The 24,421-nt window shown below is 40.3% G+C and carries 27 protein-coding genes and 1 pseudogene; 26 read left to right on the top strand and 2 right to left on the bottom strand.

Features of this window, described 5'->3' with window-relative positions:
- Positions 1-138: pseudogene (locus tag E0H94_RS15185) on the top strand (RNA chaperone Hfq); the annotation flags it as partial.
- Between the two features lie 215 nt (positions 139-353).
- On the opposite strand, the gene E0H94_RS15180 reads toward E0H94_RS15185, so the two are convergent.
- Complete coding sequence (locus tag E0H94_RS15180; RefSeq protein WP_131327268.1) at positions 354-1,664, bottom strand: peptidylprolyl isomerase; 1,311 nt, start codon at positions 1,662-1,664, stop codon at positions 354-356.
- Positions 1,665-1,680: 16 nt separating this feature from the next.
- Positions 1,681-4,125, bottom strand: a complete 2,445-nt coding sequence (locus E0H94_RS15175; protein ID WP_131327267.1) for an LPS-assembly protein LptD — start codon at positions 4,123-4,125, stop codon at positions 1,681-1,683.
- A 120-nt stretch (positions 4,126-4,245) separates the two neighbouring features.
- On the opposite strand from E0H94_RS15175, the gene E0H94_RS15170 reads away from it, so the two are divergent.
- The 25 genes from E0H94_RS15170 to rpsA all read left to right on the top strand — a co-directional run bounded on the left by E0H94_RS15170 (position 4,246) and on the right by rpsA (position 24,384).
- Positions 4,246-5,262 carry an aminoglycoside phosphotransferase family protein gene (locus tag E0H94_RS15170; RefSeq protein WP_131327266.1) on the top strand — a complete coding sequence of 339 codons (1,017 nt, stop codon included), beginning with the start codon at positions 4,246-4,248 and terminating at the stop codon, positions 5,260-5,262.
- Positions 5,259-5,948, top strand: a complete 690-nt coding sequence (murU, locus tag E0H94_RS15165; protein ID WP_131327265.1) for an N-acetylmuramate alpha-1-phosphate uridylyltransferase MurU — start codon at positions 5,259-5,261, stop codon at positions 5,946-5,948. Before E0H94_RS15170 ends, murU begins: the two co-directional genes overlap by 4 nt.
- Before the next feature lie 85 nt (positions 5,949-6,033).
- A complete protein-coding gene (gene rsmG, locus E0H94_RS15160; RefSeq protein WP_131327264.1) occupies positions 6,034-6,666 on the top strand; it encodes a 16S rRNA (guanine(527)-N(7))-methyltransferase RsmG in 633 nt (210 codons plus the stop codon).
- Between the two features lie 25 nt (positions 6,667-6,691).
- A complete protein-coding gene (locus E0H94_RS15155; RefSeq protein ID WP_131323639.1) occupies positions 6,692-7,474 on the top strand; it encodes a ParA family protein in 783 nt (260 codons plus the stop codon).
- Positions 7,471-8,358 carry a ParB/RepB/Spo0J family partition protein gene (locus E0H94_RS15150; protein WP_131265448.1) on the top strand — a complete coding sequence of 296 codons (888 nt, stop codon included), beginning with the start codon at positions 7,471-7,473 and terminating at the stop codon, positions 8,356-8,358. Before E0H94_RS15155 ends, E0H94_RS15150 begins: the two co-directional genes overlap by 4 nt.
- A 27-nt stretch (positions 8,359-8,385) precedes the next feature.
- Positions 8,386-9,024, top strand: coding sequence for a MotA/TolQ/ExbB proton channel family protein (locus tag E0H94_RS15145; RefSeq protein WP_131327263.1), 639 nt, complete (start codon positions 8,386-8,388; stop codon positions 9,022-9,024).
- Between the two features lie 8 nt (positions 9,025-9,032).
- On the top strand, positions 9,033-9,455 hold the full coding sequence (locus E0H94_RS15140; RefSeq protein ID WP_131265446.1) for an ExbD/TolR family protein: 423 nt from the start codon (positions 9,033-9,035) through the stop codon (positions 9,453-9,455).
- Entirely contained in the window at positions 9,455-11,182 is a 1,728-nt protein-coding gene (msbA, locus tag E0H94_RS15135) for a lipid A export permease/ATP-binding protein MsbA (RefSeq protein WP_131327262.1), read from the top strand. Before E0H94_RS15140 ends, msbA begins: the two co-directional genes overlap by 1 nt.
- A gap of 3 nt (positions 11,183-11,185) precedes the next feature.
- On the top strand, positions 11,186-12,190 hold the full coding sequence (gene lpxK, locus E0H94_RS15130; RefSeq protein ID WP_131327261.1) for a tetraacyldisaccharide 4'-kinase: 1,005 nt from the start codon (positions 11,186-11,188) through the stop codon (positions 12,188-12,190).
- 9 nt (positions 12,191-12,199) lie between these two features.
- Entirely contained in the window at positions 12,200-12,961 is a 762-nt protein-coding gene (kdsB, locus tag E0H94_RS15125; RefSeq protein WP_131327260.1) for a 3-deoxy-manno-octulosonate cytidylyltransferase, read from the top strand.
- Positions 12,962-12,973: 12 nt separating this feature from the next.
- On the top strand, positions 12,974-13,960 hold the full coding sequence (locus E0H94_RS15120) for a DNA polymerase III subunit delta' (protein WP_131327272.1): 987 nt from the start codon (positions 12,974-12,976) through the stop codon (positions 13,958-13,960).
- An 11-nt stretch (positions 13,961-13,971) separates the two neighbouring features.
- On the top strand, positions 13,972-14,313 hold the full coding sequence (locus tag E0H94_RS15115) for a PilZ domain-containing protein (RefSeq protein ID WP_116758956.1): 342 nt from the start codon (positions 13,972-13,974) through the stop codon (positions 14,311-14,313).
- Between the two features lie 25 nt (positions 14,314-14,338).
- A complete protein-coding gene (locus E0H94_RS15110; RefSeq protein ID WP_131327259.1) occupies positions 14,339-15,112 on the top strand; it encodes a TatD family hydrolase in 774 nt (257 codons plus the stop codon).
- Between the two features lie 54 nt (positions 15,113-15,166).
- Positions 15,167-15,766 (top strand): TetR/AcrR family transcriptional regulator, encoded by a 600-nt coding sequence (locus tag E0H94_RS15105; protein ID WP_116758958.1) that lies wholly within the window; start codon positions 15,167-15,169, stop codon positions 15,764-15,766.
- 11 nt (positions 15,767-15,777) lie between these two features.
- On the top strand, positions 15,778-16,329 hold the full coding sequence (locus E0H94_RS15100; protein ID WP_131327258.1) for a prepilin-type N-terminal cleavage/methylation domain-containing protein: 552 nt from the start codon (positions 15,778-15,780) through the stop codon (positions 16,327-16,329).
- Positions 16,319-16,690, top strand: a complete 372-nt coding sequence (gene gspI, locus E0H94_RS15095; protein ID WP_131327257.1) for a type II secretion system minor pseudopilin GspI — start codon at positions 16,319-16,321, stop codon at positions 16,688-16,690. The genes E0H94_RS15100 and gspI overlap by 11 nt, the downstream gene beginning before the upstream one ends.
- A 2-nt stretch (positions 16,691-16,692) precedes the next feature.
- Positions 16,693-17,319: a type II secretion system minor pseudopilin GspJ gene (gene gspJ, locus E0H94_RS15090; protein ID WP_131327256.1), complete on the top strand. Its 627-nt coding sequence runs from the start codon at positions 16,693-16,695 to the stop codon at positions 17,317-17,319.
- A 41-nt stretch (positions 17,320-17,360) separates the two neighbouring features.
- Complete coding sequence (gene gspK, locus E0H94_RS15085; protein ID WP_131327255.1) at positions 17,361-18,308, top strand: type II secretion system minor pseudopilin GspK; 948 nt, start codon at positions 17,361-17,363, stop codon at positions 18,306-18,308.
- Positions 18,309-18,415: 107 nt separating this feature from the next.
- Positions 18,416-19,012: a 6-pyruvoyl trahydropterin synthase family protein gene (locus E0H94_RS15080; protein WP_131265438.1), complete on the top strand. Its 597-nt coding sequence runs from the start codon at positions 18,416-18,418 to the stop codon at positions 19,010-19,012.
- A 42-nt stretch (positions 19,013-19,054) separates the two neighbouring features.
- Positions 19,055-19,768, top strand: coding sequence for a uracil-DNA glycosylase (gene ung, locus E0H94_RS15075; RefSeq protein WP_116758964.1), 714 nt, complete (start codon positions 19,055-19,057; stop codon positions 19,766-19,768).
- The gene (locus E0H94_RS15070) at positions 19,765-20,889 is read left to right on the top strand and encodes an enoyl-CoA hydratase/isomerase family protein (protein WP_131327254.1); all 1,125 of its coding nucleotides are present in this window, start codon (positions 19,765-19,767) and stop codon (positions 20,887-20,889) included. The genes ung and E0H94_RS15070 overlap by 4 nt, the downstream gene beginning before the upstream one ends.
- Before the next feature lie 3 nt (positions 20,890-20,892).
- The gene (gene tadA, locus E0H94_RS15065) at positions 20,893-21,408 is read left to right on the top strand and encodes a tRNA adenosine(34) deaminase TadA (protein WP_131327253.1); all 516 of its coding nucleotides are present in this window, start codon (positions 20,893-20,895) and stop codon (positions 21,406-21,408) included.
- Positions 21,409-21,466: 58 nt separating this feature from the next.
- Positions 21,467-21,898 carry an SRPBCC family protein gene (locus E0H94_RS15060; protein ID WP_131327252.1) on the top strand — a complete coding sequence of 144 codons (432 nt, stop codon included), beginning with the start codon at positions 21,467-21,469 and terminating at the stop codon, positions 21,896-21,898.
- 17 nt (positions 21,899-21,915) lie between these two features.
- On the top strand, positions 21,916-22,599 hold the full coding sequence (gene cmk, locus E0H94_RS15055; protein WP_131327251.1) for a (d)CMP kinase: 684 nt from the start codon (positions 21,916-21,918) through the stop codon (positions 22,597-22,599).
- A 108-nt stretch (positions 22,600-22,707) separates the two neighbouring features.
- The gene (rpsA, locus tag E0H94_RS15050) at positions 22,708-24,384 is read left to right on the top strand and encodes a 30S ribosomal protein S1 (RefSeq protein WP_131265432.1); all 1,677 of its coding nucleotides are present in this window, start codon (positions 22,708-22,710) and stop codon (positions 24,382-24,384) included.
- Positions 24,385-24,421 lie beyond the last annotated feature (37 nt).

Genomic DNA, 24,421 nt, shown 5'->3' with positions numbered 1-24,421 from the left:
GGTGGCTTCGGTGGTCAAGGTGGTGGCTTCGGTGGTCAAGGTGGCTTCGGTGGTCAAGGCGGTGGCTTTGGTGGTCAAGGTGGTTTTGATAACGAAACTAAATTTGATGACTCTCAAGAAGACGACAACAATCGTTAATTGATATGCATTAAAAAGCCTCTCATGTGAGAGGCTTTTTTTTTAAATAAAAATTATAGGTATTTTACAAATCACGCGGAATGGGTATGGGAATAACATTTACACTAGATTAATGATAAGAATAAAGGCGTATTAATATTTATAAGTGATAAATGAATTACATCACTGTATGGCAAAGAAAAGCCAGTCACTTGACTGGCTTTTTAAGTGATCACTTAAGATGTTTTATTATTTTTACGGTCTAAAGTTGGATCTTTAATTTCGACAAAAGCATTATTACGGATTTCACGTAACCAGCTGTCTAATTCAGTATCGAACTGACGCTCACCTAAAATTTGTCGAGCCATACGTTCTTGATATTCCTGTGTCATATCTTGCTGACGTGTCTCAGTCACTTGCAGAATATGCCAGCCAAACTGAGTTTGGAAGGGTTGACTAATTTGACCTACAGGAGTGTTCTTCATTTGCTCTTCGAATTGAGGAACCATCGTGCCTGGGCTTACCCAGCCTAAGCTACCACCATCGCGTGCAGAGCCAGAATCATTGGAGAATGTCGCAGCCAGCACTGCAAAATCCTCACCCGCTTTAAGTCGATTGTAAATGCTATTAACCATTTGTTTAGCACTTTCAGGGCTTACAACTTCTGAAGGTTGAATCAGAATGTGTCGAGTGTGGTATTGAGGAATAATGGCTTTTTGTTCAGAACCTTTGCGTTCTAACAGCTTAATAATATGAATACCATCACGAGCTGTAATCAGCTCACTGGTTTGACCAACTTGTAATGGTGTAACGCGTGCTGCGAGTTCTGTAGGGATTTCAGAAAGATTTCTGAAGCCCATATCTGCACCTTCAACTTTAACGTCTTTGGTGTTGTATTGCTTGCTAATCGTTGCTATGTCATTACTGCTGTTTAAAGCAGTACGTACTTGTTTAGCAACGCCTTCAAGATTGCTGTCACCCGCTATACGTGCGTGAATGACATGAACTTGACTACCAAGAGCGGCTTGTCCTTGTGGGGTTTTAAGAAAATTTGCTACGTCTTGGTCGCTAATTTTAATGCGCGACATCACAATCTGTTGGCGTAAACGAGTAATGGCTAAATCTTCCGCAATCCGTTTACGGAGTGATTCGTAAGTGCCAGACGCCATTTTGTCTAATTTTTGCTGGAATGCTTCTAATGAGTTACTTCCAGATTGGTTCGCTACTTTGAGTACGGCTTCATTTAAGCTCTTTTCGTCAGCTTTAATGTTGTAGCGTTTTACTTGCTCTAACTGAGTTTGACGCAGAATAAGTTGCTCAAGGGCTTGTTGTTCAAGATACTGCTCTGGTGGAACAGGACGCTTTTGGGCTTCTAATTGATTTTTAGTTTCAGCAACGCTTTCTTGTAAATCACTGCGTAAAATGACACTGTTGTCGACAACTGCCACAACTTCATCCGAAGTCTGGGCAAATGTCGGCATTGATGAAGAAAGGGCAATTGCTAACGCAGTCGCCTTAAAGAATTGTTTTAACTGTTTTGTCTTCATTAACATCGTGTCCAAATTAATTAATACGATCGTAACCTAAAATTCGATTTTCAAGCATGGATGCCAGTTTGTTGTTGAAACCAGCTAAACCTTTTAGGTTAATTTCAGCCATAAAAGCACGTTTTGGTTTAACACTAGAATCACTTACATCATCTAAATCATTGTAGTAAGAGCGCCCGTAGAGAGAGAGCCCCCAACAGCACGATTCATAATTCACACCGAGTAAGTATTCACGCGCAACATTGTTATCCATGTCATATTGAGCGTGGCCCATAATACGCCAGTTGTTGTGGATGGGTTGTATAAATGATGCAACAAACTGGTCATATTTATCTTGGCGGTTGGCGATTTCTTTACGATAGAAATAACCCGCACTGTAAATATTTCCTTGATCACCCATGTAATAAATTTGTACATCGCGTTGTGCATTATCGCCATTCGCCATCCAAGCCGAGTTGGCGCTTACACGATAATGCTGTGAAAGCTGGCTAGAAAGACTCACGATAGGCCCTGTATGTGATTCTGTGTTTAATTCATCCGTTGTGCCATCTAAGGTCACGCGACGATCATCAAAATAGAAACTTTGACCTACACTCGCTTTTATGCGTTCTAAGCCAATATCATCAAATAAGCTATAACTTAAACCCAATGACAAGAAATTATTGTCTTCTAAGCGGTCGTGACCATAGAAACGTCTTGAGCTAAATAATTGATCATAATTGATTGAGGCGCTAATGGTATCGAAGTTTGGATAGGCTGCTTGATTTTCATAAGGTGAGTAAGCATAGAAGGCACGTGGAGTGATGGTTTGTAGGTATTTGCCATCTTTCTCGAAGGTTAAGCCTGTATCCAAACTAAATTGCGGCACAACAACCGATTTGTTTTGATCACTATTGCTGACAGTTGTGGTTTGATTCTGTTGAGCAGTAATAGTGTCTTGGTCGTAGAAGGTATTGATACTGCGTACCGATACTTCAGGAATGACAAATGACCATGGATTACGATAATTATAGCGGACAGCGAAATCGTTGTAGAATCGAGTACCGCTTGGTTCAGATGTTGCTGATGTGGTGTTGCCAATATTCTTTTTAAAATAAGCTGTGTCGTTGTTAAATTCGTACTGGAAGCCTTGTGGATTTCCACCTTTGTAGTTTAGTAAGAATTGAGGTAAACGCGCATAAGGACGATCTTCATCTGAAACTGTTTTATCCAAGGTTTGGAAATCTTCGACTTTTAACTGGGCAGTCAGACCAGGAATACCGTTTTTGTAATTAAGCTCCCAAGCACGACGTAAGTTTAAGTCAGTTTTGGTATTTGGATTACTGTTTAGGTCGGTGAAGTAGTCTTTATCTGATGCATAATTGTATTCTAGGTTGGTTGAGAAGCTGTCGTTGATTTGCCATTTGTGGATAACATGCAAATCTTTACGATCTTGGTTTTCATAGCTTTCATCTGAAGGTAAATAACCACCCCAAATTTTACCTTCTCCAAAGTTTTCCGTTAAATAGCGAAACTCTGCATCAATCATGGCACCACGGTCACTCATATAGCGTGGTGTCAGTGTGGCATCATAATTGGGTGCAAGGTTTAAATAAACAGGAACTGAAAACTCGATACCACCATCATTGGTGTAGCCAAAACTAGGAATTAGAATTCCTGTGGTTCGACGGTCATCAATTGGGAAGTTGAAGTAAGGTACAGCTAAAACAGGGACATCTTTCACATATAGCTTGGTGCCTTTGGTAACACCACGTCCTGTGTCTTGATTCAATTCAATCGTGTTGGCTTGGATCTTCCAAGTGGGTTTTTGTTCTGGCGGACAAGTGCTGTAAGTGGCATTGCTTAAAACGACAACATTTTCAGAGGTACGTGCAATTTTTTCAGCATGACCGTGTGCATGTTGTTCTTCAGCAATATAGTAACTATTATTTAAATCGCCTTGTTGGGTTTTTAAATTGTAATTAATTTGATCACTTTGCGCTAAAAGACCCGCTTGCGCCATTTGCACACGTCCTTGCGCATTGGCAAAAGTTTGTGTTTTATCAATAGTGATTTTATCTGCACGAATTTGTCGACCTTGTTGGTCAATCAGGACGTTACCCTCAAGGACAGAGTCACCATTCGGGTCGTAATGACCATAATCGGCCGTGACAACCGAGGTTGCTTTGCTTGGATCGATTGTTGTTGTATTGGATGCAATAGGTGTGACCCATGCGCCTTGGCAATAAGCTGCGCTAAGAGATTTCCCTTGGCGTTGCTGTGCTTCAGGTGCGGATTTGTCGACATAGTATTGTTCAAAAAAATGCTGCCCCGCATAGGCTTCATTTATACTTGCTTTCAGTTGTTCGTTGGTTAGGGATGAAACAGTATTAGATGTATCTGCATATGCCGTAATCGAGCTTCCGCATAAGAGGCTGAAAATAGCAGTCGCTAAAGGATTGAATTTAAACTGATGCTTCATTTGTGTCATTAACCAAGTATGCTTAATCGCAATTAATTATTGTCGCATCATAGAGAAAAAGTTGATAAGTGGCTACACTTAGCACTTTAAAAACTCAGCCTGTATTAGAATTTATCGCAAATGAATACACAACGTGAACAATTGATACAAACATGGATTACATCTGTACTTAGTTCAGATCAATTTGAAATTAATTTTTTAGCAGGCGATGCAAGTTTCCGTCGTTATGCACGAATCAATTTGAATAATAAAACATTTATGTTGATGGATGCACCACCTGAGAAAGAAGATTGTGTACCTTTTGTGTCGATTGATGAATTTTTTGATGCACATGGTGTACGCGTACCGCATATTGTGGCGAAAGATTTAGAACAAGGTCTGTTGTTACTTGAGGATTTTGGCGATGTGCTGTTGTCGACACAGTTAGATGACAACACGGTTGACGCACATTATGAGCAAAGTTTTAAGCAATTGATTCAATTGCAATCGATTAATGGTGAGGGTCACTTTCCCGCCTATTCTTATGAAAAGTTAATAGTTGAAATGTCGTTGTTAACCGATTGGCTGCTGCCAAGTTTACAGATTCAACCCTCGGAAGAGGAATCTGCATTGATTAAAAGAACATTTGCGATTTTAGCCAATGCAGCTTTGGCTCAGCCTCAGGTGATTGTACATCGTGATTTTCATAGTCGTAATTTAATGCTTTTGGCAGATGAGCAAGAGCAAGGCGTGATTGATTTTCAGGATGCTGTGATTGGGGCGGATACGTATGACCTCATCTCTATCACACGCGATGCATACGTGCAGTGGGATCCTGAGCGTGTGTATGGTTGGTTTAACCTGTTTTATGACTTGTTGCCTGCTGCTGCGAAAGAAGGGCGTGACTTTGAGCAGTTTAAGCAAGATGCAGATTTCATGGCGATTCAGCGACATATTAAGATTTTAGGCATTTTTGTGCGCTTGTTTGAACGCGATGGAAAATCAGGTTATCTCAAAGATTTACCGCGGGTAATGTGGTACTTATTTGAAGAAAGCAAGCCATATGCAGAACTACAACCATTTATGCAGTTCATTCAGGTTAAAGTAATGCCAAAATTTGAACAAAAATATGGCAAATACGAGGTTGTTGCTGCATGAAGGCGATGATTCTGGCGGCGGGATTAGGGAATCGTATGCGTCCCTTAACGCTGTATAAACCTAAGCCTTTACTTGAGGTGGGTGGCAAACCACTGATTGTTTGGCACATTGAAAAACTCAAAGAAATTGGCGTAACCGAAATTGTGATCAATTCTGCATGGTTAGCCGATGTGCTGATTGGTGCATTAGGCAATGGTTCACAATTTGGCGTCAATATTTTGTGGACACGCGAAGACGAAGGTTTAGAAACAGCGGGTGGCATTATTAATGCATTACCTTTATTGGGGGCTGAGCCTTTTATTCTAGTCAATGGCGATGTCTGGACGACTTTCGATTTTGCCTCATTACTGGATGTCGAGCTTGCTCAGGATTTGGCACATTTGGTGTTTGTGAAGAACCCACCGCAACATTTACAGGGTGATTTTACCTTGGTCAATGGACGTGCATATACTTTTGAACAAGCTCAGCAAGGCGAAGATTTAACTTATAGTGGTGTGGCAGTTTTACATCCCAACATGTTCACGGGCTTGGAAAATGGTAAACGTCCTTTAGCACCATTATTGAAACAAGCCATGCTGGATGGTCGAGTTTCAGCAGAAAAAATGCAAGCTTCGTGGGTTGATGTGGGGACACCAGAGCGTTTAACAGCCCTAGATTTGCAGATTAGGCAAGGCATGTATGCTTAAGTGAATATTCACTAAGCACAAGCCACTATGACTTCATTGATAAATCGGTATACTTCACCTAACATTTTCGAGACGTTAATTGTATATGCACATGTTTTTTCAAGAACTAAAGCAGGGTAGTCAAGCTTTAGGTTTAGAGCTCAGCGAAGAGACTTTAAATTTATTACTCAAATACCAAGACGCTTTAGTTCTTTGGAATAAGGCGTATAACTTGACGGCTATTCGTGACCCTAAAGAAATGCTGGTCAAGCATTTGCTTGATAGCCTCAGTATTTTAAAGGATTTACCAGCAGGTCGTTTGCTCGATATTGGTACAGGTGGGGGTATGCCGGGCATGATCATTGCGTTATGTCAGCCTGAACGTAGTTGTGTGTTGTTAGATTCGAATGGTAAAAAAATTCGTTTTTTAAAGCAGTTTATTGCAGACTTAAAATTAAAAAATGTGATTGCTGTACAAACACGTGTTGAAGATGAAGATAGTATTCAAGATTTAGGAAAGTTTGATGTCATTACTAGTCGAGCATTTGCTTCACTGACCGACTTTGTTACTGCATCTAAGCCCTACATGCATGAAAAGAGCATCATCGCATCAATGAAAGGCTTGATTCCTGAAGATGAAATTATCGCATTAAAAGATGAATATAGCTGTGAAGTGATCGAGTTAAAAGTACCTCGATTAGATGAGCAGCGCCATTTATTGTTATTGAAACAGATTTAATTATTTTCGAAGGACTGGGGTTACCATGGCTCAAATTATTGCGATTGCGAACCAAAAAGGTGGCGTAGGAAAGACCACAACCGCAGTTAATTTGGCAGCATCATTAGCCGTGCTGAAAAAAAGAGTTTTACTTGTGGATATGGATTCACAGGGTAACGCCACAATGGGGTCGGGCATTCAAAAGAATGACCTATTATATTCAGTAACAGATGTACTTTTGGGTGAAGTACCCATTGAAACTGCAATTAGTAAAGCGGAAGTCGGTTATAAAGTTCTTGGGGCAAACCGAGACTTGGCGGGCGTGGAACTTGCAATTGCTGAACAAGAAGGTCGTGAGTTCATTTTGCGTGATGCTTTACAAAGTATTGATCATGCCTTTGATTATATTATTGTGGACTGTGCGCCAAGCTTAAGCTTAATTACAGTAAATGCATTAGCTGCCGTTCAAGGTGTCATTATTCCAATGCAATGTGAATATTATGCCCTAGAAGGCTTGGCAGACTTAACTCAGACCATTGACCGTATTCAACAGGCTTTGAATCCGCAGTTAGAAGTTGTGGGTGTGTTACGCACCATGTATGACGGTCGTAATGCTTTAACCCGTGATGTATCAGCTGAATTAGAACAGTATTTTGGTAAAAAGCTGTATGACTGTGTGATTCCGCGTAATGTACGTTTGGCTGAAGCGCCTGCTCACGGTTTACCGATTATTTATTTTGAAAAAAGTTCCAAGGGTGCAGTTGCCTATTTAAATTTAGCAGCTGAGATTTTAAAGAAAAGCAAAGTGAAGAAAGGAAGTAAAGCATGACCTTAAAAAAACGCGGACTTGCCAAAGGTCGTGGTTTGGATGCCTTACTTGGGTCAATCCAAAAAGAAAAACTACAACTTGAAGTGCAAGCATTAGATCATGGTCAGCTAAAACAAATTGATGTTAATTTGCTTAGACGTGGCGAATATCAACCGCGTCGATTTATTCAGGAAAATGATTTACAAGAATTAGCTGCATCCATTAAAAAGCATGGCGTGATGCAACCGATTGTGATCCGTCCGATTGCTGATGAAGAGCACCCGTACGAAATTATTGCAGGTGAGCGTCGTTGGCGCGCAGCGCAATTGGCGGGATTAACTGAAATTCCAGCATTAGTTCGTGATTTGAATGATCAAGTTGCAATTGCTTTGGCATTGATTGAAAACATTCAACGTCAAGACTTGAACCCAATTGATCAAGCACTTGCTTTACAGCGTTTCCATGATGAATTTGGTTTAAGTCATCAAGAAATTGCAGATACGGTGGGTAAAGCACGTACTACAGTGAGTAATTTGTTGCGTTTGCTGACGCTGGCTGAATCAGTCAAAGATATGATGCAGCAAGGGCAGCTTGACATGGGACATGCGCGAGCAATTCTGACTCTGAAAGCGAAAGAACAAATAAAAGTCGCAGAGTTGGTGATTGCTAAAAGTTTGTCAGTACGTCAAACCGAGCAACTGGTACGTGATTTGACTGCGCCAAAAACTGAAAAGGCAAAAACCGATGTTGCGCCAGATTTACAACAGCTTACGCAGCGTTTAGCTGAACGTTTTAGTGCAGATGTAAAAATTGATCATAATAAGCAGGGGAAAGGCAAACTCGTGATTCATTATCATTCACTCGATGAGCTGGATGGTATTTTGAATATTTGTTTAGCTGATTAAAATTTTAAAAATTCTTGGGGAAGAATAATGTGGGAATTAGTGAAAGCTGGTGGATGGTTAATGGTGCCACTGGTTTTATGTTCCATTTTTACAGTGGCAATTACCATTGAGCGTTTTATTCGTTTAAAGCGTTCTGTGGTATTACCAAAAGAGCTGCTGTTGAGTGGAGGACAGGATGTACATCAGGTTGTGCAACAATTACAAAATAGCAAAAGCTTGCAGTCGAGTAGCCTTGGACGCATTTTAGCCTCTGGTTTAAACAGTCAAAAGCAAACAGAGCAATATGCACGTGCACAAATGGAAGCAACAGCATCACAAGAAATTGGTTTTTTAGAAAAAAATATTAATTTCTTGGGCACTTTAAGTGCGGTTGCACCATTACTTGGATTATTAGGGACAGTCGTGGGGATTATTGAATCCTTTTTAGTGATTGATATGGGAAGCAACAGTAACCCAACCATGATGATTCCAGGGATTTCAAAAGCTTTAATTACCACAGCTGCCGGGATGCTCATCGCGATCCCAGCTTTATTTGCATATCGTTATTTTCAGCGCTTGGTGCAGGAATATGTGGCGGAATTAGAACAACAATCAACCTTATTCCACGCAGCGATTTACTACCAGAATTCTGCTACTGAAGAGCAAGAACTGCGTAAAGCAGGTTAAGGTGGAAGATGAAATTCAAGCGTAGGCAAGTTGAAGATATTCATATTAATTTGACACCAATGATAGATTGTTTACTGTTTATCTTGGTGTTTTTGCTGTTATCGACCACATTTAATCAGTTCAGTCGCATGAATTTGACTTTACCCGATGCGCAAGGCGTGCCCCCGAAGCAATACAGTCATAAAATTGAGGTGATTGTAGATTCATCAGGACATTACGCCGTGAATGGTCAAGCATTGTCGAGTAAAGATGTTGCTGATTTGAGTACTGCAATTAAACAGATTTCTAATGAGCGACGTGATTTAATGTTTGTGATTGCTGCCGATGCAAAAGCTACGCATCAAGACGTTATCCGTGTGATGGATGTTGCAGGGCAACTCGGTTTTGTGAATATTAATATCAGTACCAAAGTACCATCTCGAGGTTATTAGTGAATCAGGATTTCAAGGTCTATCTACGTCTTCTGAGCTATCTGAAGCGATTTTGGGGCGTAGCGATTTTAATCGTCATTGGTTTTGCTATTAATGCAGCAACCGAAGTATCAATTGCTAAGTTGCTAGAAAAAATTATCACAGCCATACAACATCGGGATCAGGGTTTTACTAATCTTATCCCGTTTTTGGTTGTGCTATTAATGTTCTTTCGTGGTGTAGGCTCATTTATCGGTGGTTATTTTACTGCTGTTATTTCAAGGAATTTGGTCTTTGATATTCGTCAGGAAGTGTTTGCCAAGCTATTACGTTTGCCTTCGCAATACTACGTAGACAATACTAGTGGTCATATCACAGCCAAAATTATGTATAACGTGGAGCAGTTAACTGCTGCGTCATCTGAATCGTTAAAAACCATTGTGCAGCAAGGCTTAATAACCTTGGGCTTGTTGGGATATTTGATTTATACCAACTGGCGCTTAACCCTAATTATTCTTATTTTCGCACCATTAATTGGCTTGTTGATTCGTAAAGCCTCGAAACGTATGCGTAAATTGTCATTACAAGTGCAAGACACGATGGGTGATGTTAACCATGTGGTGCAAGAAACGGTCAATGGCAATGTTGTGGTGAAAGGTTTTGGTGGACAAGCTTTTGAACAAGAGCGTTTTAAAGCAACCTCTATTGAAAATCTAAAGCGTGGTTTGAAAATGGTGGTGGTACAGCAGTTGAATAGCCCAATTGTGCAGTTCATCATGTCCATTGCCATGGCTACGATTATGTGGATTGCTTTGCGTCCTGAAATTTTGCGAGATACCACAGCGGGCGAATTCGTTGCCTATATTACTGCCGCAGGTATGCTGAGTAAGCCAATTAAAGCCTTAACTGATGTGAATGAAAAATTACAGCGTGGTATGGCAGCGGCGCATTCTGTTTTTGAGTTAATTGATTTACCAGAAGAAAAAAATGCAGGGGCTTTAACACCTGTCTTGCAAGGCGATATTCAGTTTAAGAATGTTAATTTAGTTTATTCTGATGGTCATCATGCCATTCATGATTTTAACTTGCAGGTCAAAGCTGGCGAAACAGTTGCATTGGTTGGACGCTCAGGAGCAGGTAAAACCTCTTTGGTGAATTTGTTACCGCGCTTTCAAGAGTTAAGCTCGGGTCAACTACTGTTAGATCAATACCCAATTGATGATATTGAAGTCAATTGCTTACGTTCGCAAATTGCGATGGTGAATCAGCAGGTTGTGTTGTTTAACCGTACCGTACGTGAAAATATTGCTTATGGTTTATTGAACGATTCAAGCGATGAACAAGTGATGGCTGCGGCAAAAGCGGCTTATGCACATGATTTTATTATGGCGCTACCCAAGGGGTATGATACACAACTCGGTGCGCAAGGCTTGAATCTATCCGGTGGTCAACGTCAACGTATTGCAATTGCACGTGCGATTCTAAAAAATGCGCCAATTTTAATTTTAGATGAAGCAACCAGCGCACTGGATAATGAGTCGGAATATTTTATTCAGCGGGCATTTGATTCGGCGATGCAAAATCGCACCACGATTGTTATTGCGCATCGATTATCAACAATTGAAAATGCAGATCGCATTGTAGTGATGGATCAGGGTCGTATTGTTGAGCATGGTTCACATGCTGAATTGATTCAGAAGCGTGGCGCATATTTCCAGTTACATCAACGTAATTTTGAGGAAAACTAAGCAATGTCGGTAGCACAACTTATTCAAAATGCTTGGAATAGACAAGCAAAGTGGTTAATTGTGCTGCGTCCGTTGTCTTGCTTATATCATTTTGGGTTTGGGTTTAATCGAAAGCTTTATGAAAAAGGGATAAAAGCCGTTTATACCGCGCCAGTGCCAGTCATGATTATTGGTAACATTACTGTGGGTGGGAGTGGCAAGACACCGCTATTGATCCATTTGGTGAATTACTTACAATCCAAGAATGTACGTGTAGGTATTATCAGTCGTGGTTATGGGGGGAAAGGGCCATTCCCTGCATTTGTAGGATTGGATGCTACACCCGAGCAAGTGGGTGACGAACCGTGTCTGATTGTACAGTCTACTGGCGCTGCGATGGCGGTGGGGTCAAATCGTCAACAAAGCATAGAGCTATTGTTGGCTAAGCATGAGCTAGATCTCATTATCAGTGATGATGGTTTACAACATCACGCGCTTGCGCGACAACTTGAATGGATTGTACTGGATCGTAATCGTGGCTTGGGTAATGAAAAATTGTTGCCTGAAGGTTATTTACGTGAACCGAAAAGCCGTTTAAATACTGGGACAGTGATTGAACATGCTGCTCAACCTGAAACAGAACTGAATATGCATTTAGAGGTTGCGGAACCTTATTTGCTGAATACAGATGAAATTCGAAGCTTTGACTCTAAACAAAATTTTTATGCGGTTGTGGGTATTGGCTTTCCACAACGTTTTTACCGTACCCTTGAGTCCTTAGGTGTGCAGCAGTTCCAGTGTCATGAATTTCCAGATCATTATGATTATGATTTAACAGATTTACAGTTTGAAGATAGCAATCCGATTATTACTACGGAAAAAGATGCAGTTAAACTGCTGCCTATTTTAAAACATCATCCAGAGTTTAAACGTGAAATTTGGGTGGTGCCTGTTGAAGCTGTACTTTCTAGTGCATGTTATCGTGTGTTAAATCAGCAATTGGCTGATTTAGGCATTTCAATTGAATAAGAGTGAATTATGAAACATATCGTCATTCCTGCGCGTTTTGCCAGTTCAAGACTTCCTGGTAAGCCATTATTGCAAATTCATGGTCGTCCCATGATTTTACGTGTGGTTGATCAGGCAAAAAAGGTGCAAGGTTTTGATGATTTATGCGTAGCGACGGATGATGCACGCATTGCAGAAGTATGCCGAGCTGAGGGTGTAGATGTAGTTTTAACTAGTGCAGACCATCCATCAGGCACAGACCGTTTAAGTGAAGTGGCACGTTTAAAAGGCTGGGATAAAGACGATATTATTGTCAATGTACAGGGCGATGAGCCATTATTGCCCGCAACTTTGGTCAAGCAAGTTGCAGAACTTTTGGTTGCTCAACCTGATTGCTCGATGTCAACGTTGTGTGAGCCAATGCATAGCTTGGATGAGTTTCAGCGTGACAGCATTGTCAAAGTGGTTAAGTCTAAATTTAATCAGGCACTCTATTTTAGTCGTGCAACGATTCCTTATGATCGTGATGGCGCGAAACTTGTCAATCCAGTATTGCATGATCAGGCATTTCGCCATTTAGGCTTGTACGCTTATCGTGTCAGCTTGTTGCAAGACTATGTGACTTGGGACATGGGTGTTTTAGAAAAACTAGAAAGTCTTGAGCAACTGCGTGTACTTGAAAATGGACATCGTATTGCAATTGCTATTGCAGAAGCGAATTTACCACCAGGTGTGGATACTCAAGCGGATTTGGATCGCTTAAACACCATGGATGTTGCACATTTTGAATAAGATAGATTGATGATGCAAACCGATATTCAACCGCAAGTGTTTCCGTGGCAACAAAATGTGTGGGATACCTTAACAGGACGTTTCCCACAATTAGGACATGGCTTATTGTTTTATGGCAAAAAAGGCTGCGGTAAAGAAGCATTTACCCAATATTTTTTGGCGTGGATTTTGTGCCAACAACGTCATTTACGTAATGCCCCTTGTGGAGAGTGTGGCAGTTGTCAGTGGTTGAAATCGGATACACATCCAAATTATGTGTATATTTCAACAGATGAAGAGAATAAAAAGCAAAACGCAAAAATCAAGATTGAAAAAATCCGAGAATTATTACCATTTGTTCAACAAACTGTAGATGGTTGGCGGGTGATTGTGATTGATCCAGCAGAAGCGTTAAATATAGCTTCTGCTAATGCACTTCTGAAAACATTAGAAGAGCCGGGTGATCGTGTTCTCATTATTCTTATGGCGGAACATTATTTAAAATTACCTGCCACGATACGCAGTCGATTACAGCATTTTGCACTTGATCGAATTAGTATAGAGCAAACACGGACGTACTTGGCAGAACATCTTGCATCTGAACTTTCACAAGAACAATTGACGCTGTTGTTGAATCTGTCGAACGATATGCCATTACAAGCTTTAGAGTTGGCACAAAGCCCATGGTTGAATTTACGTCAAGATTTTTTAAATGATTGGCAAAAGTTGCTTCATGATAAAAATATGCCAATGGCAATCGCGACCAAATGGCAGAAAGCATTGCCATTTGATGATTTTAGTCGCATGTTTGAGTACTTGTTGGCTGACCTGATTTGTGTCAAGCTAAATCAACCAATTAAAAATATAGATTTGGAGTTGGTACAGCTTTCTGAGCAATATTCTTTAGAAATGCTTTTCAATTTATATTCAGATTTGCAACAGTCCAAGCAGTTTATTGAGCAAAACGTACAAACAAATTTAGTACTCGATCAACTGTGTATAAAACTAATGAATGTTTAAAGGGGAAAACAATGCAACCACGTATGGGCGGTATCATTCAGGCAAACATTCCAGATAAGGAAACATTGTACCAATCCTATATGCCTTATGTAGTAGGCGGCGGTTTATTTATTCCTTCCAAACAAGCTGTAAAATTAGGGGATGAGGTTTTTGTACTCACGACATTACCTGAACAATCTCAAAAAATACCTCTAACGGGCAAAGTGATTTGGATTTCGCAGAAACAAAACGGCATCAAACCTCAAGGTTTTGGTATGCAATTATCGGGTGAAAAAGGTGTTTTCTTTAAAGCTGAAGCTGAAAAAATTCTCGCAGGCTTTAAAGTCGAAGGTCGTTATAGTTACACCATGTAATATGGTTGAGAAATAGGAAAAAATCGTGTTTGTAGATACTCATTGTCATTTAACCATGCTTGATCTGACTCCATATGATGGAAATTTAGATCTGGCTTTGGCGCAAGCGCGCGAGGCTGGCGTTACCAAATTTATGAGTATCTCGGTCGATCTAGATGACCATATTGCTTTAGCGGAAATTGCTGCGCGGCATGCCGATGTGGGTTATACCGTGGGTGTGCATCCTTGTGAAGACGCAGGTACGATGGCGCGCGCAACAACTGAATATTTGGTGGAGCTAGCCCGAGCAGACAAGGTCTGGGCGTTGGGTGAAACAGGATTGGATTATTTTCACAGTACTGACTTTATTCAAGAACAAAAAGAGTGTTTTGCCCGCCATATTCAAGCTTCACAAATTGTGAAAAAGCCTGTCGTTGTACATACTCGCTCGGCTAAGCATGACACAGTAGATATTATTCGTGCAGAAAAATCGACGCATGGAATTTTGCATTGTTTTACAGAAGATTGGGCCACGGCGAAAGCTGTTTTAGATTGTGGCTATTATGTTTCTTTTTCAGGCATTGTTTCTTTTAAAAATGCGCAGGATTTAAGAGATGTTGCCAAGCAGGTTCCTTTAGATCGCGTGTTGATTGAAACAGATAGCCCATATCTTGCGCCAGTGCCATATCGTGGTAAAACAAATGAGCCAAAATATGTGCCATATGTAGCCAAAGCCTTGGCTGATGTATATGATAAGTCGCTGGAAGAAATGGCATTGATTACCACACAAAATTTTGAAAACTTGCTGCAATTAAAGTAATAGATTGTGTGGCTTTAGACTGAATATAAGAATTGAAGAGAGTGTAGAGTGAAGATGGATCGTCAAGCTCAGTTCCGAGCAAGAGAAACTTTAATTTTCCAAGTAGCTGAGCAATTATTGCTTGAAAATGGCGAATCAGGCATGACACTCGATGCTTTGGCTGCTGAGCTTGATTTAGCAAAAGGCACACTCTATAAGCATTTTCAAAGTAAAGATGAACTGTATATGCTGCTCATTATTCGTAATGAGCGTATGTTGCTAGAGATGATTATGGATTCGGAAAAAGCTTTTCCTGAACATCTCGCATTCTTTATGCTCCATCATCTTCATCATCCTGAACGGACAGTGCTTTTTCATCAAATAGAAGAACGCCTTTCTATTACAGGTCAAGGCATTCAACATTTATTTAGTGAGTTGTACAAGGTGCGACGTCATCGTTTACGACTCATTATTAATATGACAGAAACCTATTTGGGTTCTATTCAGAGTTTGATGTCTGTACGTGATTATCTGGCATCAATTTGGTCTTTAACCTATGGTGCTGCTGCAATTTTGAATTCTAGCTTCTATCAACGCTATCTTGGCTCACGTGATACTTTACGCGTGGCGTATATCGACCAAGCCCTTGCATTGCCTAAACAAGTCAGTTCGTAGACGTTCAAATCATGACATACCATCAACGTACTTCGAGTCGAGGTTTTACACTGATTGAGGTGATGGTTGTCATTGTGGTGGTCGCTATTGTTACTTCATTAATCATGATGAATTTTGGCGGGATTGATCAGCGTAAAGCGATGCAAGCGCGTGAAATTTTCATTATGAATGTGCAACGTATTGCTCGTGAGTCTAATGATCAATCACTTGTTTTGGCTTTAAATGTACAGCCTGCAACGGATGTAAATCCTTTTCGATATCTGGTTGTGGAATATCATTCTGCAAAAACTGAAGCGAATACGGTCGTGAACCAGTCTTCTTGGACAGAATATTCAGCTTTTAAAATACAACCTTTACCAGAGAATGTAAGTTTTCAAATACAATCGACAGATTATCAATATGATAAAGCACAGAACTTAACTTTGTTGGATGCTAAAGCGCCCCAATTAATTTGGTTGGGTAATGGTGAAGTCAAGCCAGTAAGAATACAATTTTATTATTCACAACAGCCAATTGGACCTGAAATTGAAATTGATCATTTAGGTAAAATTAATGAAATCTAAAGGGTTTACACTATTAGAAGTCATGGTGGCTTTGGCAATTTTCGCAACTGCGGCAATGGCATTGAGCAAAGTTGCAATGCAATATACACAAGCGACAGCACAAGCGATTTTACGAACCAAAGCTCAATTTGTTGCACAGAATGAAATCGCTGAAATGCAAATCAAAGGGGAGTGGTTGGATGGTACTCAGTCTGAACAGTTATCCCAACAAGGTGAGCATTGGCAAATAGAGAGAAGTGCACAGTCCACGATTAGTCCAAATGTGCAACGCGTAGAAATACAAGTGCGGTTGTTTAACACGGAAACAGGGAAAGCCGAAGCGGGAGTTACCCATTTGGTCTTTTTTAATAATAGAACATAATCATGCAAAAACGCGCTGGTTTTACTTTGGTCGAACTGTTGGTTGCTATCGCAATTTTTGCAGTTTTGTCTGCTTTGGGTTGGAAAGTTTTTGATTATTTAATAAAAGTAAAAGAGCGTAATGCTCAACATGAGCAGAAATTGGCGAATTTACAACAAGCCTACCAGCAAATTTTAAAAGACAGTATTCAAATTGCAGCGCTGACCTCAAATATAAATGGTGAAATTGAACCTGCTTTGGTTTTGCAAAATGATCGTTTTGTTTTTAGTAAAATTGGTGTCACTGATCCGCTATTACAGGGTATTCCAGCCGAGGAACGCATTCAATATCAATATCAAGCAGATACGCAGCGCTTAAACCGATTGCGTACGCGTGGTTTGAATGCAGCAGCACAAATGCAGCCAGAATCAAGTGTATTGCTTGAAAATGTTGAACAGTTTCAAGTAAGCGTGTTGAATCCGAATGAACTCTCTTCATGGCCTGAATTTGCGGAACAGCAAGACGATTTGGTACAAAAAAAGAGACTGCCAAAGGGAATAAAAATAAATTTAACGGTCAATGGTGTTGCGTATGAGTGGATATTTAGTCTGCTGAATACAGATTATTTAGAGCAGAAACAAAAGAGTTAAAGCGCAGTAAATGTTCATTACTGCACACAATGGGATGTCAAATGAATAAGCAAAAGGGAATCGCATTAATCACGATATTGGTGATGGTGGCTTTAGCTACTATTTTGGCTGCAACCATTGGTCAGCGCCAGAAGTTCACTGCGGACAATACGGCTTATCTGATACGACAGAATCAATCATTGTGGTATGCAAAAAGTGCGGAAACCTTTTTTGCGGAAATGTTAAAAGAAGATGCTGAAAATGCAAGTGATGTGGATTATTTACAAGAAAATTGGGCAAAACCCATGCCTGCATTTCCTGTTGAAGATGGTTATGTGACGGGGCAGCTTTACGATGAATCTGGTAAATTTAATCTGAATAGTCTTATCGATGATTCGGGGCAGGTTAATGTCGCGGCAAAGCAATGGTTTGAACGACTATTGATGAATGTGGGTTTAACTGCCGAATTGAGTGAAGCTGTGATTGATTGGCAAGATGCTGATAATGAAAATATAGGACCAATGGGGGCTGAAGAAAACTATTATCGAGGACTCAATAATGCTTATTTGCCAGCAAATACAAAATTCCATTCGGTTGATGAGCTAAAAATGGTCCGAGGGTTTGAAGGTGAAAAATATCTAAAAATTGCACCATATGTCAGTACTATTTCGGTTAAAGATACCAAGTTGAATATTAATACTGCACCTGCGATTGTATTGGCGAGTTTGGATGAGCATTTGGATGTAAAAGCTGTGCAGGCGGCTTTGGAGACTAGACAGCAGAATATAGAACATTTTGCTAATCTAGATGAGTTTTGGAAGCTAGCGCCTTTTAGTCAGATTAACGCTGATACACGAAGCTCAGTTCAAAGTTTACTTGGGGTAAAGTCGAATTATTTTCGTGCAAAAATTGAAGTTGTGCTGAGTGAAAGGAAGCGTCAATTTCAAACAAATTTATTGAGAGAAGATAAGAAAGTTTATGTACTGAGTCGGTCCCTTGCTCCTGAATAGGTAAATCTCAAGGACCGATCGTGATAAATGGGAAAATTAATGTGCTTTAGGTCGCTTTTGTTCTATAATTAATATTATTTCATTGATGACTGATACCGTTAAGGCACATGTTAATTCGTAAGTTATTTAAGTTCGAAAATGCGCATATAGTGCGAAATTGCACATCAGACCGCTGTAAGCGTTCGATTCATGGGCATAGCTATAAAGTTGAATTACTACTTAAAGCTTCGAAGTTGGATCATGGTCAAATGGTATATGACTTTGGTCTGCTTAAAGGGCTAATCAAAGACATTTTTGACAGTTTTGATCATGCAATTTGTTTTTGGCAGCATGATGACCCAGAGTATATTCAGGCGTGTAAAAAATTTAGTGCACGTTGGGTGGCATTACCTGTTTCACCTTCAGCGGAACAATTTTCTCGTATTTTCTTCTTTTTAGCGCAACAGATTTTGGCATCAACCGAAACACAAAATGGTGAAGGTGATGTAGAAGTCTATTCTGTAATTGTGCATGAGACTGATACAGGTTATGCACAAAGCTTTTTAGAAGATATTGACAATAAACAGATGGGAATATTGTCCTTGGATGAAATTGTATTTTCTGAACAAGTACAATCAGAATGGACTGACCCTTTAATGTATGAAAAGCTGAAACAGGGCTTTAAATTCCAAAATCCGAGCGTGGATTTACAAGTAAAAATTTAATTTACAGATTAAGAAAGAATTCAAAGGGATTAGGAAATAAGCATGTCTTATACCGATCAACAACTACACAAGTTGGATAAAGTTCAGCTTGATGCTAGTTGGAAATATGGACTCAGTGATTTCTTACTCAGCCCACAAATGGATGAGTTAAGAGATTTTTTGGTGTCAGAAAAACAAGCACAGAAAGAAATCTATCCACCGAGCAGCTTGATTTTTAATGCGTTTAATACAACACCTTTAGAGCAAGTTAAGGTGGTGATTTTAGGGCAAGACCCTTATCATGGACCAAATCAGGCACATGGTTTAAGTTTCTCTGTGCAAAGAGGTGTTGCATTACCACCATCCTTACGTAATATTTTTCATGAATTACATGCGGATATAGGTGTTGAAATTCCACGTCACGGTGATTTAACTCATTGGGCGGAACAAGGCGTGCTCTTACTGAACAGTGTGCTGACTGTTGAGGCGGGTCAACCGACTTCACACCAAAAGCGTGGCTGGGAAAATTTTACGGATCATGTGATTGATGTGTTAAATGAACAACGTGAACACATCGTATTTATTCTTTGGGGCGCATATGCCCAACGGAAAGGGCAAAGAATAGATCCGAATAAACACCTTATTTTAAAAGCGGCACATCCATCTCCACTGGCTGCAAATCGTGGCGGTTTTTTTGGATGTAAAGTTTTTTCAAAAACAAATAATTATCTCAAACATAATGGCATTGAGCCTATAAATTGGCAGCTGGACGCATGACACATTCTCCCATATTAAAAAGTTATCATCCTGATATTCTTGTTGAAGAAGCAATTAACGGTTGGCGTATTGTACGTTTAAATCGTCCGAAGTCTTTACATGCGCTCGATGAGTCTATTGTCTCGGCGCTGTTAGAAGTATTTCAAGATTTTCATCATGATGATCGTGTAAAGGCGATTTGGCTGGATTCTACGACACCAAAAGCATTTTGTGCGGGTGGGGATGTCCGTAAATTACGTCAACTGGTCATTAATTCAGAAGTTGATGCAGCAAACAAATTCTTTGAACAGGAATATGCACTTGATCTGCTTTTGCATAACTATGCGAAGCCAGTACTGGTTTGGGGTGAAGGCTATGTCATGGGTGGCGGTTTAGGCCTATTTATGGCGGCCCCTTTCCGTATGGTGACACCATATTCACGTTTGGCAATGCCTGAAATTAATATTGGTTTATATCCTGATGTGGGTGCAACACGTTTCTTGGCCGATCGTGGTGCGATTGGGTTGTTTACGGGTTTAACAGGCTCAATTATGACGGCTGCTGGTGCTTATAGTATTGGTTGGGCAACGCATATTTGTGATGCACACCGCGATAAGGTACTTGATAAGCTAGTCAATATTGATTGGGGACACTACCCAGCGGGTGATTTCCGCGCAATTGATGATACTTTAAACAGTTTGCATAGACCTGTAGGACCAGGGCCGTTACAAAACTCCTTGGATGTAATCCAAAGCGTTTGTCGTGGTGTAAATTTTGAACATGATTATGAGTCGATCATTGGTTTGAGAGATGCTCGTAGCGATTGGTTGCGTCAAGCCAGTGAAAATTTACAAAAAGGTTCACCTGCGACTGCTGCGCTAACATGGTTGTTATGGCAATGGGGTAAGCAGATTCACTCTTGGAATGAGGTATTCGAGTTAGAAACGCAAATTTCTGATTGGAAAATTCGTCATGCCGACTTCGTGGAAGGTGTTCGCGCACGTTTGGTGGACAAAGATTTGGCGCCAGAATGGACTCAAGGAACAGATTTGTCCTTAAAAGGCATTTTATCTGCAAATCCACCTGTTACGACAATTGAAAGTTGGAATCAATTGCTTAAACAGTATGGTGTGCTAGCCTAATTAATGACGGAGTTTGAACTTTATTCTGATGAATATTGGATGCAGCTTGCTTACGAGCAGGCTGCTATTGCTGCTTCACAGCAGGAAATCCCTGTCGGGGCCGTTCTGGTTAGTCAGAATGAAATTCTTGGGGTGGGTCATAATGCTCCCATTTCACAGATTGACCCAACAGCACATGCAGAAATCCAAGCAATTCGTCATGCATGCCAGAAACTTCAAAATTATAGGTTGCCTTCAGATACGGTTTTATATGTGACTTTAGAGCCTTGTACCATGTGCGTCGGGGCTTTAATTCATTCGCGCGTTGCCAAAGTGGTGTTTGCTGCAACTGAACCTAAAGCGGGTTCTCTGGTGAGTGCACGTAAGTTATTGGAAACGGGCTATTATAATCATCAATTTGAAGTGGTTTCTGGGTGTTTGCAGGAGCAATGTTCTCAGCAATTAAGTGATTTCTTTAGAATGCGTCGTCAGCAGAAGAAAGAGCAAAAAAGACAAGAAAAACTTGATGGTTCAAATTAATTTATTTAATTTCATGTAGAATTTAATGACAATAAAAATTGTCAAAATGGATATATATATGAATTCAATTCAAGTTAAAAAGAAATTTGAAGCCCCAATTCAACAAGTTTTTGATTTATTAGCAAAACATGCAACTTATAATGTAGCTTTCGCACCCATTCAAGTCGAGCGTATAGTGGATTCAAAAGATCCACAAAGACCAGATGGCTTAGGTTCAGTTCGACGGATGGGAATTGGTCCTGTAAAGCCTTTGCGTGAAAAAATAACATTAATGGAAGAAAATCAGCGTATTGAATATAAAATTATCCAGAATCCATTCATTAAACACCATATCGGGATTATTGAGTTTGAAGCATTGACGCCAGATTCAACATTGGTGACGTATACGATTGAATTACAAGCACGCGTTCCCTTTGTCAGTAAATTAATCCTTGCACAGCTTAATTCTGCGATTAAACTAGGTTTTTCTAAACTCGCGAAATCTGTGTAAGGCATAACGGAAAAGCAATGACAGTTAAAATTATTACGATTGATGGCCCTAGTGGTTCGGGCAAAGGTACTCTCGCTGCTAAATTAGCTGCACACTATCAATTTCATTTATTAGATTCTGGTGCTATATATCGGTTGCTTGGACTGTCATTGCATAAGCAAAACCTATTGGAAGAAATTGATTCTCAAATTGATCGTTGTGCTGAAATTGCAACAAATTTAGACATACAATTTGTAACAACCCCAAATGAAACACAGATTTTGTTAGATGGCGAAGATGTTACTCAAACCATTCGGACTGAACGTGTAGGTGAATTCGCATCAAAAGTCGCTGCAATTCCTGCACTTAGAACAGCATTATTTGAACGTCAGCGTGCCTTTGCACAAGCGCCAGGCTTAGTTGCAGATGGTCGCGATATGGCAACTTCAATTTTTCCAGAAGCGCCAGCGAAGATTTATTTGACCGCTTCAGCACAATCCAGAGCTGAGCGTCGGGTAAAACAGTTGCAGGGTATGGGGCTGGATGTTAAAATAAACGACATTTTAGCTAATATTGAAGCTCGCGATAAACGAGATATGGAACGCGAAGTCGCTCCACTCAGACCCGCAGTAGATGCTTTGATTATTGATAGCTCTGAGTTAAGCATTAATGAAGTGTTTAATCTCATGACTCAATATATCGACAAGCAGTTAGCCAAGTAAAGAAATTTTTAGCGAAAGCATAGCTTGATCAGTTTATAACGGACTATGTAGACGCGTAACTAAAACGGCCTTGTCTGATCCAAGACCGCATACTTTATCGGGTATATCATGACCGAATCTTTTGCAGCCCTCTTTGAAGAAAGCGAATTAAACCTCAACGTTGAAAAGGGTGCTGTCATCCAGGGCGTTGTAGTAAGCATCGACTCTGACTGGGTAACAGTTGACACTGGCCTTAAATCTGAAGGCGTAGTTGACCGTGCTGAATTCTTAAACGAACAACGTGAACTTGAAGTTCAAGTTGGCGATACAGTAGATGTTGTTGTTGAAGCTCTTGACAACGGTATGGGCCAAACTGTTTTATCACGTGAAAAAGCGAAACGTGCTGAAACTTGGACTAAACTTGAAAAAATCTTTGAAGATGGCGAAATCGTTACTGGTGTTATCTCTGGTAAAGTTAAAGGCGGTTTCACTGTTGACATCGGTCCAGTTCGTGCGTTCTTACCAGGTTCTTTGGTAGATACTCGTCCTATCCGTGACACGACTCACCTTGAAGGTAAAGAGTTAGAATTCAAAGTAATCAAACTTGATGCTAAACGTAACAACGTTGTTGTATCTCGTCGTGCTGTTATGGAAGCTGAATCTTCAGCTGACCGTGAAGCTCTTCTTGCTCAGCTTGAAGAAGGTCAAACAGTTACAGGTACTATTAAGAACCTTACTGATTACGGCGCATTCGTTGACCTTGGCGGTATCGATGGTCTTCTTCACATCACTGACATGGCTTGGAAACGTATCAAGCACCCATCAGAAGTTGTTGAAGTTGGTCAAGAAGTTACTGTTAAAGTACTTAAATTTGACAAAGAGCGTAACCGCGTATCTTTAGGTCTTAAGCAATTAGGCGAAGATCCATGGTTAGCGATCATGAGCCGTTACCCTAAAGGTTCAATCGTTAAAGCTCGCGTAACTAACTTAACTGACTACGGTTGCTTCGCTGAAATCGCTGAAGGCGTTGAAGGCTTAGTACACGTTTCAGAAATGGACCACACGAACAAAAACATCCACCCATCTAAAGTTGTTCAGATTGGTGACGAAGTTGATGTTATGGTTCTTGAAGTTGATGAAGAGCGTCGTCGTATTTCTCTTGGTATCAAACAAACTCGTGCTAACCCATGGGAAGAGTTTGCTAAGAACCACGACAAAGGTGAGAAAGTTTCTGGTACGATCAAATCTATCACTGACTTTGGTATCTTCATTGGTTTACCAGGTGGTATCGACGGTCTAGTTCACTTGTCTGATATTTCTTGGAATGAACAAGGTGAAGAAGCGATTCGTCGTTACAAGAAAGGTGACACTGTTGAAGCTGTTATCTTGTCTGTAGACGCTGAAGGCAACCGTATCAGCCTTGGCATCAAGCAAATGAATAGCGATCCGTTCAACGATTTCTTAGCTGCTAACGAACGCGGTGCTTTGGTTAAAGGTACTGTAACTGCAGTTGACGCTAAAGGCGCTACTGTTAAGTTGGCTGACGAAGTAGAAGCTCAATTAAAAGCTTCTGAAATCAACCGTGATCGCGTTGAAGATGCAACTAAATTCTTGGAAGTTGGTCAAGAAGTAGAAGCTAAAATCATCAACGTTGATCGTAAATCTCGCTCTATCAACTTGTCTATCAAAGCGAAAGACGAAGCTGAAGAGAAAGAAGCTGTTGCTAACTTGAAGACTGCATCTGTGTCTCAAGAAAATGGTCCTAAGACTATTGGTGACTTGATCAAAGCTCAAATGAACCACTAAGTAGGTCGTATAAATTGTATTGTTAATGTAATTTAAC

This window comes from Acinetobacter sp. ANC 4173, from assembly GCF_004331255.1.
GTDB lineage: Bacteria > Pseudomonadota > Gammaproteobacteria > Pseudomonadales > Moraxellaceae > Acinetobacter.
This window is presented reverse-complemented; position numbering and strand designations above follow the sequence as displayed.